The sequence below is a fragment of the Enterococcus caccae ATCC BAA-1240 genome (assembly GCF_000407145.1).
Classification (GTDB): domain Bacteria; phylum Bacillota; class Bacilli; order Lactobacillales; family Enterococcaceae; genus Enterococcus_L; species Enterococcus_L caccae.
This window is the reverse complement of sequence record NZ_KE136474.1, coordinates 1-17567: the sequence shown is the minus strand read 5'-3', so window position 1 is coordinate 17567 and position 17567 is coordinate 1. Positions and strand designations below refer to the sequence as shown.

14 protein-coding genes are annotated in these 17567 nt (G+C 33.3%); all 14 read left to right on the top strand.

Annotated elements, in window-relative coordinates; translation table 11 throughout:
• The first annotated feature begins 55 nt into the window (after positions 1-55).
• Positions 56-1174 carry a tyrosine-type recombinase/integrase gene (locus I580_RS10495; protein WP_010770642.1) on the top strand — a complete coding sequence of 373 codons (1119 nt, stop codon included), beginning with the start codon at positions 56-58 and terminating at the stop codon, positions 1172-1174.
• Between the two features lie 191 nt (positions 1175-1365).
• On the top strand, positions 1366-2028 hold the full coding sequence (locus I580_RS16500; protein ID WP_010770643.1) for a winged helix-turn-helix domain-containing protein: 663 nt from the start codon (positions 1366-1368) through the stop codon (positions 2026-2028).
• A gap of 118 nt (positions 2029-2146) precedes the next feature.
• Entirely contained in the window at positions 2147-4966 is a 2820-nt protein-coding gene (locus I580_RS10485; RefSeq protein WP_010770644.1) for a MucBP domain-containing protein, read from the top strand.
• A gap of 16 nt (positions 4967-4982) precedes the next feature.
• Positions 4983-5318, top strand: a complete 336-nt coding sequence (locus tag I580_RS10480) for an EF2685/EF0750 family sortase-dependent surface protein (RefSeq protein ID WP_010770645.1) — start codon at positions 4983-4985, stop codon at positions 5316-5318.
• A gap of 4 nt (positions 5319-5322) precedes the next feature.
• Entirely contained in the window at positions 5323-6129 is an 807-nt protein-coding gene (locus I580_RS10475) for a WxL domain-containing protein (RefSeq protein ID WP_010770646.1), read from the top strand.
• A 31-nt stretch (positions 6130-6160) separates the two neighbouring features.
• Entirely contained in the window at positions 6161-6967 is an 807-nt protein-coding gene (locus I580_RS10470; RefSeq protein ID WP_010770647.1) for a WxL domain-containing protein, read from the top strand.
• Between the two features lie 256 nt (positions 6968-7223).
• Positions 7224-8315, top strand: coding sequence for a WxLIP family cell surface protein (locus I580_RS10465; protein WP_010770648.1), 1092 nt, complete (start codon positions 7224-7226; stop codon positions 8313-8315).
• A 16-nt stretch (positions 8316-8331) separates the two neighbouring features.
• On the top strand, positions 8332-8997 hold the full coding sequence (locus tag I580_RS10460; protein WP_010770649.1) for a hypothetical protein: 666 nt from the start codon (positions 8332-8334) through the stop codon (positions 8995-8997).
• A gap of 22 nt (positions 8998-9019) precedes the next feature.
• Positions 9020-9700, top strand: coding sequence for a signal peptidase I (lepB, locus tag I580_RS10455; RefSeq protein ID WP_010770650.1), 681 nt, complete (start codon positions 9020-9022; stop codon positions 9698-9700).
• Between the two features lie 33 nt (positions 9701-9733).
• Positions 9734-10303, top strand: coding sequence for a signal peptidase I (gene lepB / locus I580_RS10450; protein ID WP_143141725.1), 570 nt, complete (start codon positions 9734-9736; stop codon positions 10301-10303).
• A gap of 18 nt (positions 10304-10321) precedes the next feature.
• Entirely contained in the window at positions 10322-12922 is a 2601-nt protein-coding gene (locus tag I580_RS10445) for a YfhO family protein (protein ID WP_010770652.1), read from the top strand.
• Positions 12919-13893, top strand: a complete 975-nt coding sequence (locus tag I580_RS10440; RefSeq protein ID WP_010770653.1) for a DUF5067 domain-containing protein — start codon at positions 12919-12921, stop codon at positions 13891-13893. The genes I580_RS10445 and I580_RS10440 overlap by 4 nt, the downstream gene beginning before the upstream one ends.
• 110 nt (positions 13894-14003) lie before the next feature.
• Positions 14004-14639, top strand: coding sequence for a hypothetical protein (locus tag I580_RS10435; RefSeq protein ID WP_245558630.1), 636 nt, complete (start codon positions 14004-14006; stop codon positions 14637-14639).
• A gap of 273 nt (positions 14640-14912) precedes the next feature.
• Positions 14913-17567: bacterial Ig-like domain-containing protein (locus tag I580_RS10430; RefSeq protein WP_016249800.1), on the top strand; the 2655-nt coding region annotated here is incomplete at its 3' end.

The following is a 17567-nucleotide window of genomic DNA, read 5'->3' as shown; positions in this document are numbered from 1 at the left end:
TGCTATTTTCTCAAGAAAGCCGTCAAAAAAATTGTCAAAAGAAGGAGGTCATTTTATGACACGCAAAGGAGAGAATATTTACAAGCGCAAAGATGGTCGCTGGGAAGGACGATATATAAAAGGAAGAACACAAAACGGAAAAATTATATATGGTTCTATTTATGGAAGAACCTATGCAAGTGTTAAAGAACAATTGATTCATTTAAAAGCAAAACATTTAGAAACGAATGAACGGTTTGTACCATATGAAGGAACCTTAAAAGAATGGCTTGTTTTCTGGTTAACAGTGGATGTAAAAAACAGGGTAAAACCAACGACCTACTCTAATTATGTACGCTTAGCTGAAAAACATATTTTTTCATCTATAGGATCAACTCCTTTAACCAAAATTAGGTCGAATGATCTTCAAAATTTTATCTACGAGCTACAAGACAAAGGTCTTTCTCCAGGTTCTGTTAGGAATGTGATAACACTGTTAAGAAAGGCGTTTTGCGAGGCGCATAAAAAAGGATATGTAACTGGCAATCTGTATAAAACACTTGAATTACCGAAATTAAAAACAGCAGAAATTGATGTGCTGACTATTCCACAACAACGTAAGCTTGAAAAAGTTGCTTTGCAAGAGCTTGGTTGCTCTCCAATCATTTTATCGTTGTACTCAGGGATAAGAATTGGCGAAATCAGCGGATTAAAATGGTCTGATATTGATTTTGAATCTAATGTGATTCATGTGAGAAGAACGATTTCGAGAATAACTAATGAAAACTCAATTGATTCTAAAACAAAGTTAGTAGCTGGAACGCCCAAGTCAGCAAGTTCTATTCGGAAGATTCCTTTAGCAAAAAATCTAAAAAAGTATTTAATGAATAAAAAAGCTGATAGTTCATCAGTCTATGTTATCGGTACAGGATCTGAATTGATGGAACCAAGAGCAATCACGTACAAATTCAAAAAGACAATCAAAACCGCTAATTTACCAGATTTTAAATTCCACGTATTAAGACATACTTTTGCTACACGGTGCATTGAAAAAGGTGCAGATATTGCAAGTGTTAGTAAAATACTTGGACACCAGTCGATTAAGATGACTTTGGACACGTATACAGGCTCCCTTTTCGAAACAAGAAAAAAAGCGATTTCTACAGTTGATAAACTATTAGTAAATGAAATGTAAGACGTCATTAAAATGGTCATATGAGCTAAAAACAGTTGTGAATATCGAAATAATGTTTTATTTATCTCAATTGTAGAAAAATTAAGATAAAAATCAAAATATATGCTCAGCTAGAGTTTAACCATTTATTAATATAGAGAATTAGGAAAAATAACAGATGTTCCAATAAATTAAGAAAGAGATGATACATAGTGCATAAAATCGGAGTTGTAACTTTAGAAAAAGAAAATAGTCAAGCGATACATCAATTACTAAATGAAAGTAATTACATAGCTGTTAAAATATCAGATAAGTCTCAAATAAAAGATTTGGATGGAATCATTTTGGATGTGGGAAAAGATAATTGCTTTTCACAAGTGTGTGAATGGTTGATTCACTGTCAAATAGCACCACAGGTATTTATATGGGTTATTTTGCCTAATATCAATATACGTGAAATTAATATGTACCTTCATTTGGGCATGAACGGATGCATGTTGGAAGAAAATGAAACGAATGAGCTTCCATTAATGCTCAAAAACACATTTAGTCGTATTTTTTCTGGATACCCTGAAGAAGAAAAAAAGAAAAGAGAAGGCATAGTTCTAAATGATACTAATATGTGTGCAGTGATTAATGGAGGAAAAGAAATTCCATTAACACGTTCTGAATACCAAATCCTCCAAATATTGTACAAACAGAAAGGATCAACAGTAAGTTATCAAACTATTTATGAAACACTTTGGAATAAACAGGCAAACGATGATTTATATCGAGTTGCAAATTTGATTTTTCATCTGCGAAAAAAACTAGGGATGCAGGGGGAACAATATATTCAAACTGTTCGAACTAAAGGTTATCGTTTAATTGGATGAATTCAAGTAGAGTGATTTAGCTCATTATACAAAAATCAACAAGAAAAATTAGAGATTTAGTGATGTCGTGAATATTTTTGAAATAGGAAAAAAAGAAGCTTGAAAAGGAGTTGGGAAAGTGAAAAAGTATTTAATTATCTTCAGTATGCTAGTTTTATTTTATTGTGTACTGTTCTCCGTTGCAAAACCGAATACTATATTGGCAGATAAGATGGAAGAAAATCAAATTATGAAGGCCTCTACTGAGGACAAAAAAGTAATCAGCCCATTAAATGGAACTGACCTTAGTGCAGATAAAACTAATAAGAACCCACTAAATGCAAGGACGTCTATTCAAACATATGCTAATAATTCAATTTTTACATTTCCAAGAGTTACATCTGATTATAACACTCCTTTGGATTCAAAGTATTCTTTTTTTCCTAGAATGAATGATGATTCAAAATGGTATTACGAATCGACGTATGCAACAAGTAAAAAGAAAGTCGAAACCTCAAAAGGAACTATAAGTGATGTGAATTTAGATGTGGTACCAATAACTGATGATACCACCCCAGGAGTATTGAGAGTTACTAACGTTGGAATGTACAACGGAGTTAATCTAGACTTGCTGGTTAAGGTTACTTATATAAAGAAAGTAAATGATACTAATATATGGGGAACAATAAGAACACCTGCAAAATTTGAATTAGGTGTGGAGAAAAGCAATTTCTTGAATTTATATATGTCAGGTAAAACTGATACAGAAATAAATATCGCAATCACAACAGTAAAAAGTGATACAACAAAGCAAATAAAAACATCGGGTGTGGTGACCTATAATCAAATAACCATTGCAAAAAAATTAATATTGCAAAGGGATCAAATTTCTAATTTATATACACCAAACGATAGCATTGTTACGTATGATCCAAATTCAACTATGACAATTAATAATGGAAACCCAGTCTATACATTTCAATCTGAAGCTAACTCGAATCTAGCAACAAATAGAATAGTTCAACAGTATGAAGACTTAGCAACTAGAGCTGTAGGGATTTGTATGAACCAAACTAGTTCAAGTGTTACTCAAATATTAAGTGCTACACCACCATTACTTATTAAGCCTCCTATACCAGTTATGAGTGGAGAGAATACCGTGACTAAAGCAGCAGATAGTAGTGCATACACAATCTACCAAGTTGTTCCGTCTCAGCCGAGTAAAGTACTCGAACAATTTGATTTAGCGATAATACTGCCCGCTGTTTTTAAAAATATAAATACTGAAGACATTAGTATCAAAGATCAGAATGGTATAGCTATTACTAACGATCTATTTAATAAAACGATCACGGTAGGATCAGATGGGCAACAAATGCTTAAAATTAGTGCAACAGAAGCTTATTTAAACAGTAATCTATCAAATGGTTCGGGGTTATATTCTAATATTTTTAGGATTACTGTTCCTGTGAAAATTGATTTTACCAAAGACTATAGTGCCTATGCGGAAAATGATCCAAATGGAGAGGGCAACAATAGTAAATTAATCAAAGTGAATGGGATAGTGACGCTTTTTTCAAAAGATTTTGGAGGTTTATTAGGAGAAAGTGAATCAGAAACTCCTGTTGTATTTACAAATCAATCATCACTGACATTTGATTTTAGGGATGAAAATAATAAGCAGGTTTTCCAAAAATCAATAGTGCAAACTGTAGGAAATGAGTATGACAATACAGCTCTCCTTGACGAAGTGAATGATTGGGGTTTTTCGCTTGTTTCGGTTAGTGACAATATCAAAGGAAGTCAGACGCCAGAAGACGCTACGGTAAAAATTATTCTTAAAGACAAACGTTTTGACGGAAATATTGATTTTTATAAAAATGAGCAGTTACTAGAGAATAATGTTTTGAAATATGATGATAAGATAACGGTCAGTTTTAATACAATTTACAATGGAGCTATGGAAGATAGTACTTTTAAAGGTGGTCAAATTATAACTACTTTTCCTAAAAACGTATTTAAAGATGAACCAAGCAATATGAAATTAGTAGATAAAAATGGGAAATCTGTCGGAACAGTTCTTTATCAACAGCAAGGAGATCCACCTGGTCGAATGGTAGGGAAAATAAATGAAGATGTACCGGTGGGAACAGAAGTATATTTAAAATATGACGGGACCGTTTCAAGTGAACAACCTGCCAATTCAGATTATAAATTTATATTTAGTTTAATTACGATGGATAATGCTTTTAATAATCAATTTTTAAAAGACTTTTCTCAAGACGTTATAGTAAAACCGAATACTGCACAATTAAATGTTAAATTTTTAGATGAAAAAGGGAATCAATTGCATGATCCATACACATCAGAAGAAAATGTGGGGACGCCAATAGATTTAACTAAATTGACGGGGGTTACAGAGACCATAAAAGAATTAACTAATGATAATTATATTTTAGCAAAAAAGCCAGATAATGAAGTGATTACAATAATTGATGGGAAAAATGATTTTACCTACCAATTTAGTGGTACTTTAAAAATCAGCTCAGCTCCTGACATACTAGATTTTGAAACGAAAAAAGCAACCATTGATGCGGTTAAATATACGAATCCTACAATCATTGGTGAACCATTAGTTATATCGGATACACGGGCTGATAAAGTGAAATGGAATCTAAAGGCAAGGATAGATCAGCCACTAACTCATTCTGATAAAGTGCAAGGAGATATAATAATCCCCGATGCAATCAAGTATAAATATCAAGATGATGAATTGACATTGACAGACCAAGATACAGTTATTTTTAGTCACTTAAATACAGATTCAGGAAGCTATAATGTGACAAAAGAGCGCTGGTCTAAAGGAGATGGATTTATGCTTGACCTACAACCAGGTGCCGTTAAAGTGCTTGGAAAGTATAAAGCACAAATAACGATTACTTTAGAGAACGCAAAGTAAAAGGAGCAGAAAAAGAATGAAAATAAATAAGTTTATAAAGTATCTAATTGTTTCTTTTCTTTTACTCTTTTTTTTAATAGTACCTACGGGAAAAGTTATTGCTCAAGAAGGAGCAGAAGTTTCGATTAAAGGAGAAATCACATTATTTGATGAGGGTACGTCCAGTAATGGAGGAACAAAAACGTCAACTAGCACGTCAAATATATCTATTTCTAAACCTAAAGGGCGAATGCCTTCAACAGGTGAACTTGTAAAAAATGGCTTAGCGATAAGCGGTAGTTTGCTCGTTGTAACTATTTGTTTGGTTTATGGTCTGAGAAGACATCATCAAAAAAATAGAAAGGAGCAATGAGTGAATGCAAAAAAAAAATTGGTTGCTAGTATTGCTGTTCTTTTCAATAAGTTTCGTTAGCAGTCTAGCACCTAGTTCTGCTCAAGCTGAGTCACAAGACCAAGGAGATATGGATATTTCTTTTAAAGGAATGTTGGATCCTGGATACGGTATATTGGATCCCGAGCATCCAGAAAAAACATTGAATCCAGGAGTCGATTATGGAAAAACATCGGGGCCTTTACGAATTGATTTTGTTCCAAATTTCCAGTTTGGTCGCAGTGCAATTAATCTTTCAAATATGAGTTATTCTGCAAATGCATTACTGTTTGAAGGTGAAATAGCTCCTAGAGGTCAATTTATTCAAATATCGGATTATCGAGAAGGACAAACTGGTTGGAGCTTACAGGTTCGTCAAGATACACAGTTTACCAATATAAAAGATTCAAAGACACAATTAGATGGCGCTGTGTTATCTTTTGACAATTCTTGGGTCAGTACACGTAATGGTGCAAGTAGACAACCGGATGTATCAAAAGAAGTAATTCGCTTGGACAACTTAGGAGAAACATATACCTTGGCCCACTCTCCAAAGGGGACAGGAAACGGAACGTGGAGTATTGTTTTTGGTGCATCTAAAGACAATCCAGAAGATGAGTCAGGAACTATAAATCCACGTTTAGACAAAAATGGGAACATTATCTCTGATCCACAGGAAAATCAAGCACTGTATATGAATAATGCAGTCCGTTTATCCTTGCCTGGTAAAACGAAAAAAAAACCAGGCACTTACGCAACGGTGTTAACTTGGATTATATCCGAGCTACCATAAATAGTAGATAAAATAGTAGGAGGAAACACAAATGAAATTAACAAACAAATTATGTAGTGCAGCATTATTAGCAGCAGTTGGGGTATCAATAGCACTACCAAGTATCACAAAAGCAGCAGAGGAACCAGAACAAGCTATCTCGACTAATAAAGGAGATATGGACATTCAATTCACACGTAATACAGCTGATGATACGGATACCACTCGACCAGAGCTTACTAACTCTGATGGTACTCCAGTAACTGATCTTACTTCAGGCACAGTTACTCGTCCATTGACACCAGCAGTTTTTGGGATTCAAGATGTGACACCATTAAGTTTTGGTGAACATGCGATTGTTACAGATGGGAATACTCGTGAATTCTGGGCAAAAAACTATAAAGAAACAAATGGAGAAATGGCTAATAACGTTGTAATCAAAGACGTCCGCAGCACATTAAATCACAACTATACACTAACTGCTCAAATTACTAAACCAATGACAACAACAGTGACTGAAGGAAATACATCTGTAGAACGTAAATTGGAAGGCGCAACATTGACTTACTCAAATATTCAACGTCAAACAAATGTAGCGGATGAGATTGCTTTATCACCAGATGCAGTGGCACCTACTGTAACTGTAAAAGAAGATGCTCCAGAAGCAGTCGTTAATAACACAAACGCAGCTACTCCAGACAAAGGTCAAGGTCAAACATATATTCAATTTGGTAAATTAAATGCAGCAGGCGATACTGCATCTGATAAATCAGTAAAATTAACAGTTGGTAAAGATCAAACAATCTTTGAAGGCCAATATAAAGGTGAAGTAACTTGGGTATTATCAGCTACTAAATAGTTGAGTTATCTATTTACAAATAGGGTGAAGGAGTGTGTGCTAAAACGACTAATCAGTTTTAGCACACACTCTAAATCCGATAAAAGATGTGATTAAATCTTAAAGTGATAAAAGTATTTTAAGGATTTAAATTGTAGGTCAGATTTTTTCTTACATAGTAGACAATTTGGTTTGTCAATGGGTACTGTGATTAATTGTTATAGAGCATGAGAACACGCACATATCGGTTACTTTATCTGTAACTCGAGTGAATTAAATGTTATTTGGAAAGGAATTAACTATGAAATTATCGTTTAAATACATGTTATATTCATTATTTTATATAAGCAGTTTACTACTTATTCTTCCACAAACTGTATGTGCGCAAGAGAATCCTGCTGGTATCGGCTATACCTATAAAATAATTAAGCCAAAAAATCAAATAGGTAATGCTGGTTATTTTGATTTACGTATGACACCAGAGCAAAAGCAAACTGTAGAGATTGAATTTTATAATATGACAGATAAAGAATTATCTGTTGACCTTTCAGTCAATAGCGCTAAAACAAACAGTAACGGTGTAATCGAGTACGGACCAACAAAACTAAAGAATGATCCATCTTTAGTTTATGATATGAAAAATATTATAGAAGTACCAAAAAAAGTCACATTACAACCTAAAGAGACGAAAAATATACCTGTGAACATCACAATGCCAAAAGAACAATTTGATGGCTATATTTCAGGTGGTATATATCTACAAAAAACTGAGACGAATGAAGAAAAAAAAGCAGATGAAGCTGAAAAAGGTGTAGTAAATAAATACGCGTTTATCGTAGGGATGCTTTTAAGTGAAACAGATGTCAAGGTACAGCCAGAGTTAGTTTTTAATAAAATTAATGCAGGTGTAACGAACTATCGTAATGCATTTCTAACCAATTTTTCCAATACCAAAGCAACTTACGTAGAAGGAATGACTGTTGATGTGCAGATATTCAAAAAAGGATCAGATGAAGTTTTATATGAATCAAAAAAAGAAAATTATCGAATGGCACCAAATTCTGCAATAACATTTCCTGTGAATTTAAATGGAGAGTCATTTGTGGCAGGAAATTATGTTGGTCATATTTTAGTAACTGCAGGAGATAAAAAATGGGAATGGCAAGAAGAATTTGAGGTTACTCAAAAAGAAGCCGAGAAATACAATGCGCAAGATGTTTCATTAGTACAAGATAGAGGGATCAGTTGGAAGATCATTGTAATGATTGTTGTTGGCGTTTTAGGAACACTTCTAGTGATTTACTTGATTATTCATCGTATATCTAATAATAAAGTAAAAAAGGCGAAAAAAAGGCGGAGAAAAAGATAAAGAGGAGATGTAGACCATGACAATACTAAATTGGCTCTTTGTATGCTTTTTTTCAGCATTTTTAATTGCTTTTTGTTTAAGTATTTTTCAGTTTATACTCTTTAATTCGTATAAAAAACAGTTGGGTGTACTCAAACGAAAAAGGCCAAAAGCAAAACGGAAAAGAAAAAAATGGCTTAGAATCAAACATAAATTGGAAAATAAAGTTCAGAAATTTTTAAAAAGAGGAATTATCTTAATTGTCAGCAGTGTATTTCTGTTATGTGCTAGTTTGTACACTACTTACTACGAGAAAACAAATCTTTCCTCTGTGGATAGCACTGTAATTGCCCAAACATATTTTATAACTAATGAAGTAAATACACAATTGCATGCGCTCCAAAATGGAGAAGATGTAAAAGACAGTAAAGAAAAATTAATGGAATTAAGTTCACTGTTAGCATCATATGGAAGCTCCACAGCTTCTAATAGTTTGTCAAAAGACGGCCAGCAATTATTGAATCGTTACTATGTTCAATTGCGTGAGTTTGGAACAAATCTCTATTCATTAAAAGTAGAACAATTGAGTGACTCAGATACGATAGAAGCGTATGTAGCAGATATTAATAAAATCAAGGAAACACAAAAGAAAGTATTTACACGATTTAAAATAAACGAGCAGGCGTTGAAACAAAAAAAATAACTGTAAGCGAAGGGATTTTATTATGAGTGGAAAGCAAATAAAAAAAACTCATTCATGCCCTGAGAAAAGACCCAAAAACAAAACCCCAAAAAATATACATTCTAAAAAGCGAAAGACAAAAAAACATATCCGTTATATCAAGCAAAAAGAAGCTGCAAAAAAGCGGCAAGCAACTCGACGTCAAAAAATTCTTTTTGAGCTAGGAGCCAGCTTGATAACATTAACGATAGTAATTTATATCCTTTCGCTTTTTACTTTTTCATTTGTAAAGGTCGAAGGCTATTCAATGGTACCGACTATAACAAATGGTGAGTGGGTATTCGTGAATAAATTAGCCAAACGTAGGCGCTTTAAATTAATTCTCTATAAAGATCCAGAAAGTAAAGAAACCTCAGTAAGACGATTGATTGGATTGCCGAGAGAAAAAATCTATTATAAAAAAGATAAATTATATGTCAATGATCATGAAGTATACGAACGATTTATAGATTCTGAGGTACAACGAGCAAAACAGAGTAAGAGTTTATACACAGCTGACTGGACACCTAGACAACAGGTAATTCCAGAAGGAAAGTACCTTATTTTGGGTGATAATCGGCCTTATGGGATAGATAGTCGTGACTATGATTGCGTTGATGAAAAAAATATTGTGGGGATCGTAGAAATGAGAGTTTTACCTATTCAAAACCTTAAACAATTTTAACAATCAGTAGATAAAAAGAAAGAGGCGGAAAACATAGAACCAGTAGAGAGAAAAAACGGATGGCTTAGAAAGAGTGTATTTTTTCTTTTTGTGTTATTGAGCATTCTATTTTTAGTTAAAGTAAAAACATACATAGTAAATGGAGAATCTATGCAGCCGACGTTTCAAAATAAAGATCGACTGTTCATAAAAAAAACGGCTACTTTGACTCGCTATTCATTGATTACCTTTCAGCCGCAAGTAAACGCAGATGATTCTTATATCAAAAGGGTTATAGGACTTCCTGGCGATCGGATTTGGTTGGATCAAAATATGGTCTATTTAAATGCTCAAATGGCTTCAAATAATTCAACACCTTCTAACAATAGTAATTTATCAGGGATCGAGTTACCAGACGGAACGTTAAAGGTTCGAGTGACATGGGAAGTTGCAGCGCAACTAGCGGGGCTTTCAGTGATTCCAAAAGATAAGTTTTTTGTTTTAGGCGATAATAGAAGGCATTCCACTGATAGCAGGGAGCTGGGACTGATTGATAAGCAAGCAGTGAAGGGGAAAGTAATCTTTCGATATTATCCGTTCACTCGTTTTGGAGTGGTCAACTAAAGAAAAGCGAGGAAACAAATGAAACAAGAACAGAAACATATTTTGAAAAAGAATGTTTTAGCTATAGGACTTAGTTTTGTTATACCTGTAGCAATAATGGCAACTTGCTACTTTCAATTAGGAATTTATCCAACAAGTGATCGCACGATTTTAGCAAGTGATGGTTTTGGACAACTAGTTAATTTTTATTCAGGATTTAATAATTTTTTACATGGACAACAATCTTTTTTTTATACATGGTCTAGCTCATTAGGATTAAATTTCGTGTCATTGATGAGTTATTACACCAATAGCTTATTTACTTTCATTGTCTTTTTTTTCGATAATTTATATATACCAGATGCAATGTATCTAATTTTATTATTGAAAATTGGAACTATGGGGATTACGTTTTGGATATTCTCCGAACAAACCTTCCATTTACCCCAATTGCTAAAGGTCAGTTTGAGTATTTTCTATGCATTAATGAGTTTTACTGTAGCGTATTCGATTATGCTGATGTGGTTGGATGCTATGATTTATCTACCTCTGATTTTATTAGGGATTCACCGAGTAATGGATAAGAGCAAGCCAATTTTATTATTTGTTAGTTATTTTCTGTTGTTTATAACAAATTATTATATGGCTTTTATGGTTGGGGTATTTAGTTGCATATATTTCTTTGTACGAACTTTGACAATTTGGGAACGTTATAAAAAGGCGATTCCTCATTATTTTGTTACCTCTTTACTTGCTGGTGGGGCATCTATGGTTATTATATTACCTTCAGTAATGGATTTGCGGATGAATGGGGAAAAAATGGATACAATTAAACGGTTTTTTACAGAGGATGTGGGTCCATGGGACTTTATTGTGAAAAGCATGTCGGGTGTTTATGATACATCGAAGTTTGAAAGTGCGCCCTTTATTTATATTGGGTTATTGTCATTATTGTTTGCTATATTCTATTTTGTGACGAATAAAGTTCCTTTGAAAAACAAATTACTGTACGGTAGTTTACTTTTAGTGATAGTAGCAAGTGTCTATATTCAACCATTGAATTTATTTTGGCAAGGTCTGCATTCACCAAATATGTTTTTATTTCGCTATAGTTTCCTTTATTCCACACTAGTTTTGATTTTAGCTGGGTATGGGTTAGAAAAATTTGAAAAAAAAGATTTAAATATCCTAGGTAATATTACCCTGTCTTTGGTCGGGCTGTTTATCTTAATTGTTATTGTAGCGAATAAAAAACGTTATGGTTATATTACGCAGGAGTCATTGATCGTGTCTGCTGTGTTGTTACTTATCTATCTTTTGATTATTGGGTTAAAAGTGAATTATCCAAAATATACAGCTCTTCTATCTGTTCTTTTATTTTTATGTATCTGTGGAGAGTTATATTTTAATACACAACAGATGACAATTGGAATCGATCGAGAGTGGGGATATGTAAATAGAAAGTATTATACAAAAGCGTATCAGCAAATCAGTCCTCTAGTGAATAAAACCAAAGAACATACTAAAGGCTTTTATCGTATGGAAAACTTAGATCCAATCAGTCGAACAGATAGCTTTAATTATAACTATTCAGGCATCACCATGTTTTCGTCTATACGCAATCGTCACTCATCCCAATATATGGATCGATTGGGTTATCGTTCGCCAGACACGAATCTTAATATTCATTATCAAAATAATACACTTTTAATGGATGAGCTATTAGGAGTGAAATATAATCTAGCAAAAAATGATCCAAGAAAATATGGCTTTAAAAAAATTGCTTCTGAGAAAAACTACAGTCTTTACGAAAATAAATATGCATTACCACTAGGCATACTTACCGATGAAGGAATTTATCAGCCAAAGAATAATAGTAATCAGACTGCGTTGATCCAGTATTTATCTAGACGAGAAGATACATTATTTCAGTTCACTAGTTTGAAAGAAGTCGGTCGTAACAACTTAGTGGTAAGTGAACAGGGAGATTATACGTATTTTTCAGAGGAAACATCCGATGGTGAAAGTAGAAAAATTACATGGGAAGTCTCCATTCCAGAAAAAAGCCAAGCCTATTTAACTTTAGATACCAGAGCTTCTAAGGGATTAGATGATGGCACTGTTGAAATAAGTGTTTCTGGGCAGAAGACAATCAGTCCACTTTCTTCTACGGGTATTTATCATAATCTTGGTTATTATGAAAAGGCGAAAACCATCAAAGTTACAGCTGAATTTACTGGAAATACAATAATCAAGATTGTTCGCCCATCTGTTCTTTTACTGAAAACAGAAGCATTAGACCAAGCCATCGCATCAATCAGACAAAAAGAGGTTGTATTTGATGTAAAAGGCAACAAAGTGGAAGCAGAAGTGAACGCAAAAAAAGAACAACTCGTCTTTACAACAATTCCTTATGATGCAGGCTGGAAAGCAACGATCGATGGTAAAATCGTGACAATTAAAGCTATTCAAGATGCGTTAATATCAGTAAAGGTTCCAGAAGGAAAGCATAAGATTAAGCTAATCTATTACCCAGAAGGAATGAAAGTTGGATGTTTCTTATTTGCAAGTTGCTTTTTAGCATTCACAGGTTATATCTATTGGCTGAAGAAAAAAGTAAAGGAGGGGAAAGTCAAATGAAAAAATTTTTTCATGTGATTTGTTTATTAGGCTTAAGTATTTTTCTCTTAATTGGTTGTACACAAAAATTGGCGAAAAATAAGCAACAGATAGAAGATAAAGGTATATCTTATGAATTTCAATTACCAGCAGGTTGGGAGACATCTAAAGCTGGATATAATGAATATGGGCTTCAAGCTGCGTTTAATGCGGAAGATAAAAAAAGTAACTCTTATGTATTTATAAGCAGTGTACCAGTTAAAGATGTTCCGCAAAAAGATTTTGGCAAACAAACTAGAGAAAAATTAAAGAAACGTTATCATTACAAGGATATCGAAGGAATCTACATGAAAAAAATCACTGTAAATAAGGCTCCCGCATATAAATATACATTAAATACAACTTATAAAGAGAAAAGTGTTTGGGCCCATCTATATTATATTTGGACGAAACACGGATTTGTTCAACTAACGTATTATTCAGCGGATGATAATTCTTATAAGAAACGTTCAAAAATAATTGATGAATCCGTCGCTACTTTTAAAGAAACAGGTTTTGATGAAGGTGCGGCAGAAGTAGCAAAAAATGAACAGAGAGAAGAAGAAGGTGACGTGATTTCAATTATAAACCACGATATCAAGATGGAAACTACTGGTGTACGTCAAGTAACGGGAGAAAACCAGAAAAAATTATTAGCAATTCGCTATACCTTTACTAATTTAATGGATACGCCGATCCAACCAGTTGTTTGGAACGATTATGTGACGGCAAAACAAAATGGAAATATTCTCAGTATAGGAAAATTATCTGCAGACTCTAATCTATTAGATTTAAAAGAGCTGATAAATAATCAATCGAAAGAAGTAAAACGTGGTGAAGCAATTGAAACTACTGTACTTTATGAATTAAAAGATATGAGTAATATTGAATTAAGTTTTTCTCAAGACGCTTTTCCAGGTGAAAAGGCTGTTGAGGTGGTGATTCCCCAATGAGTATAAATAAGCGAATCCTTGTTTTTCTAGTCCTTGTTTTATTAATAGTTTTTAGTGGTTGCGGGAAAAAAGAGCGTTATGCGGATTTTTCTAAAAAGGATCAATCGTTGATGTGGACTGGTGAGCGTAGCCGCCCCTTTGGTGATTTTGATTACTCCAAAATTAAAACTGAAGCAGAGGCATTAGATTTACTTCAAGAGAAATACAAAGTACAGGTACCAGAGTATTATGAAATAACAAAAAAAACACTACTTGATGAACTCTCTTCAAAAACAGTAATCCCAAAAGAGGCTCTTTACTCTATTTTTTCTCAAAATAAGGAATTAGTGTTTAAAACATTGTATCCTTTCTATAAAGAAAAGGAATTACAAGTATTTGCGGAAGTTGTGCTCACCTATACCTATTCTGCTGATCGAAAAGAAGCCTATTTAAAATCACAAATCATCAATATAAACATAGCTCCAGTAAAAGGTGAATTACCAAATAAGAACGTGAGCGAACTTATTGAGGTACTTGGAAAAAATATGAATATATCTGAGAAAGAAATAAATTCTGGTTTGGCAGGATATGAAAAACAAGTTAAAGAAACAAAATCAATTATCACAACGGACTACCTTCCAGTTGTCTCTACAAGTAGAGGATTAAACACTGATAAGGACTTTTTGAAAGAAATAGCTGTGGGATATGATCCATCGGGAACGCTTAGAGAGTTTCATGCAGAAGTTTCTGATCAAATGACCAAATGATTATAGCCATATATCTATAGAACAAAACAATGTAGTTTAAAGCATAACTGTTACTAAAAGCTACTTACCTGATATTAGGCAAGTGGCTTTTAGTTTATTGGCATGACTCTCTAATTTTTTTCGCTCAGTTGTTTATTACAGTTATAAGCGTATTTTTTCTGGAGTCAATTTAATATGTAATGGAAAAATCTAAATGAAGTATTCTACTTATTAGTATAACTGAAGAATAGTTGGAGTATAATTGTTAAACCAATGGAAATGAGAGTGAAATGAATGCGTCAATCAAAAAAAATAAAGATTAAATTATTATTTATGTTACTTTGTTTTATATCAGTATTTTCATCAAAAGTTGCTTTTGCAGAAACATATGATGGTGTACGGAATATAGAAAAAGAAATGATTATTGAACCACGAGGAAATCCAACTAAGACCAAAGAAATGGAGAATCGATTAAAAGAATTTACATCTTTTGAGTCAACAGGCTTATTCCTATACCAAGGAGAAGAACTTGAAATTGATGTTAAAGACGAACCTGAAAAATTAGAAGTACGTATTGGTCAATGGGGTGGTTACAATGATGTTCCCTATATTTTGAATGGAACGCAAACAAAACCATTTACTAATGGAATATTTTCTCTTCATAAAGGAATTAATCGTGTTAAAAGAGACGAATCTGGTGGAATGGTTTATCTTGTAAATTACTCTGAAACAAGACCTGAAAATGTAACGATCAAAGGCGGTGTAAAGGTTCCACATTATATTGAAGGAATAACTAGCACTAACGATTTTGAAACACAGTTAGAGACATATAAAGATGTTCCTTTTATGGAAATGGAGAATGATAATGTCATTGCAACTATTCGTATTGATCGTGCTAAAGACATTTTTCTAAAAAAAGGTCAAGAAAAGGTATTTATAGATACAGTAAAAAAAGTAAAGATGCTATCAGATCATGTAGCTGGTTTGGCAGATGATTCTTTTGGTGTCGCTAAAAAATCAAAGCAACGTATTCACATTGTAAATCCTTCATTTGGTGCTGGAACTCTGTTTGCTACTAATTATTTTGTAGGACTGCATAGTAAGACAACAAAAGATAGAATAATATTTGCTTCAGATGGAGATACTCCAGACTGGGGCTTAAGTCATGAGATTGGTCATATTTATCAGGATAATAGTTATTTGTGGAAAAATATGAAAGAAGTAACAGTAAATATCTATGCGGATTATGCCCAAAAAAATTGGAATTCTGAAGGAACTGGTCGATATGATGCTGTCAATGTATCTAATGGCAGTCGTGAATCGGTAGCTAATTATTTTAATAAACTTTCGGAAGATCCAACGTGGACTTTTGATCGAGAAACACTAGAAAGCAGTGATTATCATTTTGCAGTACTTGGTTTATATATGACTCTTCCCCGTGTATTTGGTTATGATTTTTATTCCGTTTTAAGTCAAAATTACCGTTCACTGCCAGAGAATGAAAAGCCTAAAACGGATTTAGAAAAGAAACAGATGTTTATTTTGATGACATCAAAAGTAGCTGAAAGAAATTTATTACCGTTTTTTGATTATTGGCGCTTTACTGTGACAGATGAAACACGAGAAGAGATGTCCGACTTAAATCTTCAACCACTAGAAAAAGATATTTGGAAAGATATATTGGCTAGTGAAGAAGACGAACAAAATGGAACGTATCGTATTTCTGATAGTGTTGGACCTTACACTGTTCCTACAGGTGACTTATACGAAAATGCTTCAATTCCCTTTGAAGAAATACAAAAACTTTCAAGCTATGATTCAGTTTTTAGAAAATTATACTCAACACCTATTGAAAGTGAAGCTAGTCTGATTGCAGTTTCAACTAATTCATTCTCCGAATCATTTGATTTCACGAATAATGCTATTATTTCTGTTTATTTAAAAAATGCTTTGGAGATACAAAATAAACTGGATATATCGGTAAAAATTACGCCGGGTAATTCTTATGTTATGGCTGGACAAAGAGGGAATTACGCTGCTGTGGGCTATGATGAAAAAAATAAGAAGTTGGTAGCATTAGGAAATGAAAAAAGAATCTTAGAGAATTTGCCTGACAATAAATATCCAGATATCAAAATTTATAACAAAACAATGGATACTGTAAAAAAAGAAGTAGTTGGCTATGGCAGTTCAAAAGGTACGGATATTGCGAAAGAATTAAATAATTTTCCAGTAGAAATTGGAGATATTATTGAACTAACCCACAAAGAAGCAAGCAAACGTGTGAATCGTTATAAAGATGGGCTACTCCTTCCTACAACTAAGGATACCTATTATTATCGAATTCAAGAAAATAATTGGTTAGAGGTAGATGATCCTCATAATCAAACAAGCCTTAAAACAGCCAACTCAACTATAAAAGTAGGAGACAATTGGAATCCTGAGGATAATTTTGTATCAGCAACAGACAAAGAAGGAAAAGAAGTATCATTTACAGAAGTAAAAGTAGAAGGTAGTGTAGATACAAGTAAAGCTGGGGAATACACGGTGACGTACAGTTATGGTTCAATGAGCCAAGAAGCCGTGATCACAGTAAAAGAAGCAGATATTGAAAATCAAACAAGCATTAAAACAACAAATTCTACAATTACAGTAGGAGAAACTTGGAATCCCGAAGATAATTTTGTATCAGCAACGGATAAAGAAGGCAAAGAAGTAGCCTATACAGAAATAAATGTAGAAGGAAACGTAGATACAAATAAAGCAGGAGAATATATCGTGACTTATAGTTATGGTTCAGTAACCCAAGAAGCAGTAATCACAGTAAAAGAAGCAGATATTGAAGATCAAACAAGCATTAAAACAACAAATTCTACAATTACAGTAGGAGAAACTTGGAATCCCGAAGATAATTTTGTATCAGCAACGGATAAAGAAGGCAAAGAAGTA

Coding starts and splice junctions, on each gene's coding strand:
- I580_RS10495 (WP_010770642.1), top strand. CDS start 56: ATGACACGCAAAGGAGAGAATATTTACAAGCGCAAAGATGGTCGCTGG.
- I580_RS10480 (WP_010770645.1), top strand. CDS start 4,983: ATGAAAATAAATAAGTTTATAAAGTATCTAATTGTTTCTTTTCTTTTA.
- I580_RS10475 (WP_010770646.1), top strand. CDS start 5,323: ATGCAAAAAAAAAATTGGTTGCTAGTATTGCTGTTCTTTTCAATAAGT.
- I580_RS10470 (WP_010770647.1), top strand. CDS start 6,161: ATGAAATTAACAAACAAATTATGTAGTGCAGCATTATTAGCAGCAGTT.
- I580_RS10465 (WP_010770648.1), top strand. CDS start 7,224: ATGTTATTTGGAAAGGAATTAACTATGAAATTATCGTTTAAATACATG.
- I580_RS10460 (WP_010770649.1), top strand. CDS start 8,332: ATGACAATACTAAATTGGCTCTTTGTATGCTTTTTTTCAGCATTTTTA.
- lepB (WP_010770650.1), top strand. CDS start 9,020: ATGAGTGGAAAGCAAATAAAAAAAACTCATTCATGCCCTGAGAAAAGA.
- I580_RS10445 (WP_010770652.1), top strand. CDS start 10,322: ATGAAACAAGAACAGAAACATATTTTGAAAAAGAATGTTTTAGCTATA.
- I580_RS10440 (WP_010770653.1), top strand. CDS start 12,919: ATGAAAAAATTTTTTCATGTGATTTGTTTATTAGGCTTAAGTATTTTT.
- I580_RS10435 (WP_245558630.1), top strand. CDS start 14,004: ATGTGGACTGGTGAGCGTAGCCGCCCCTTTGGTGATTTTGATTACTCC.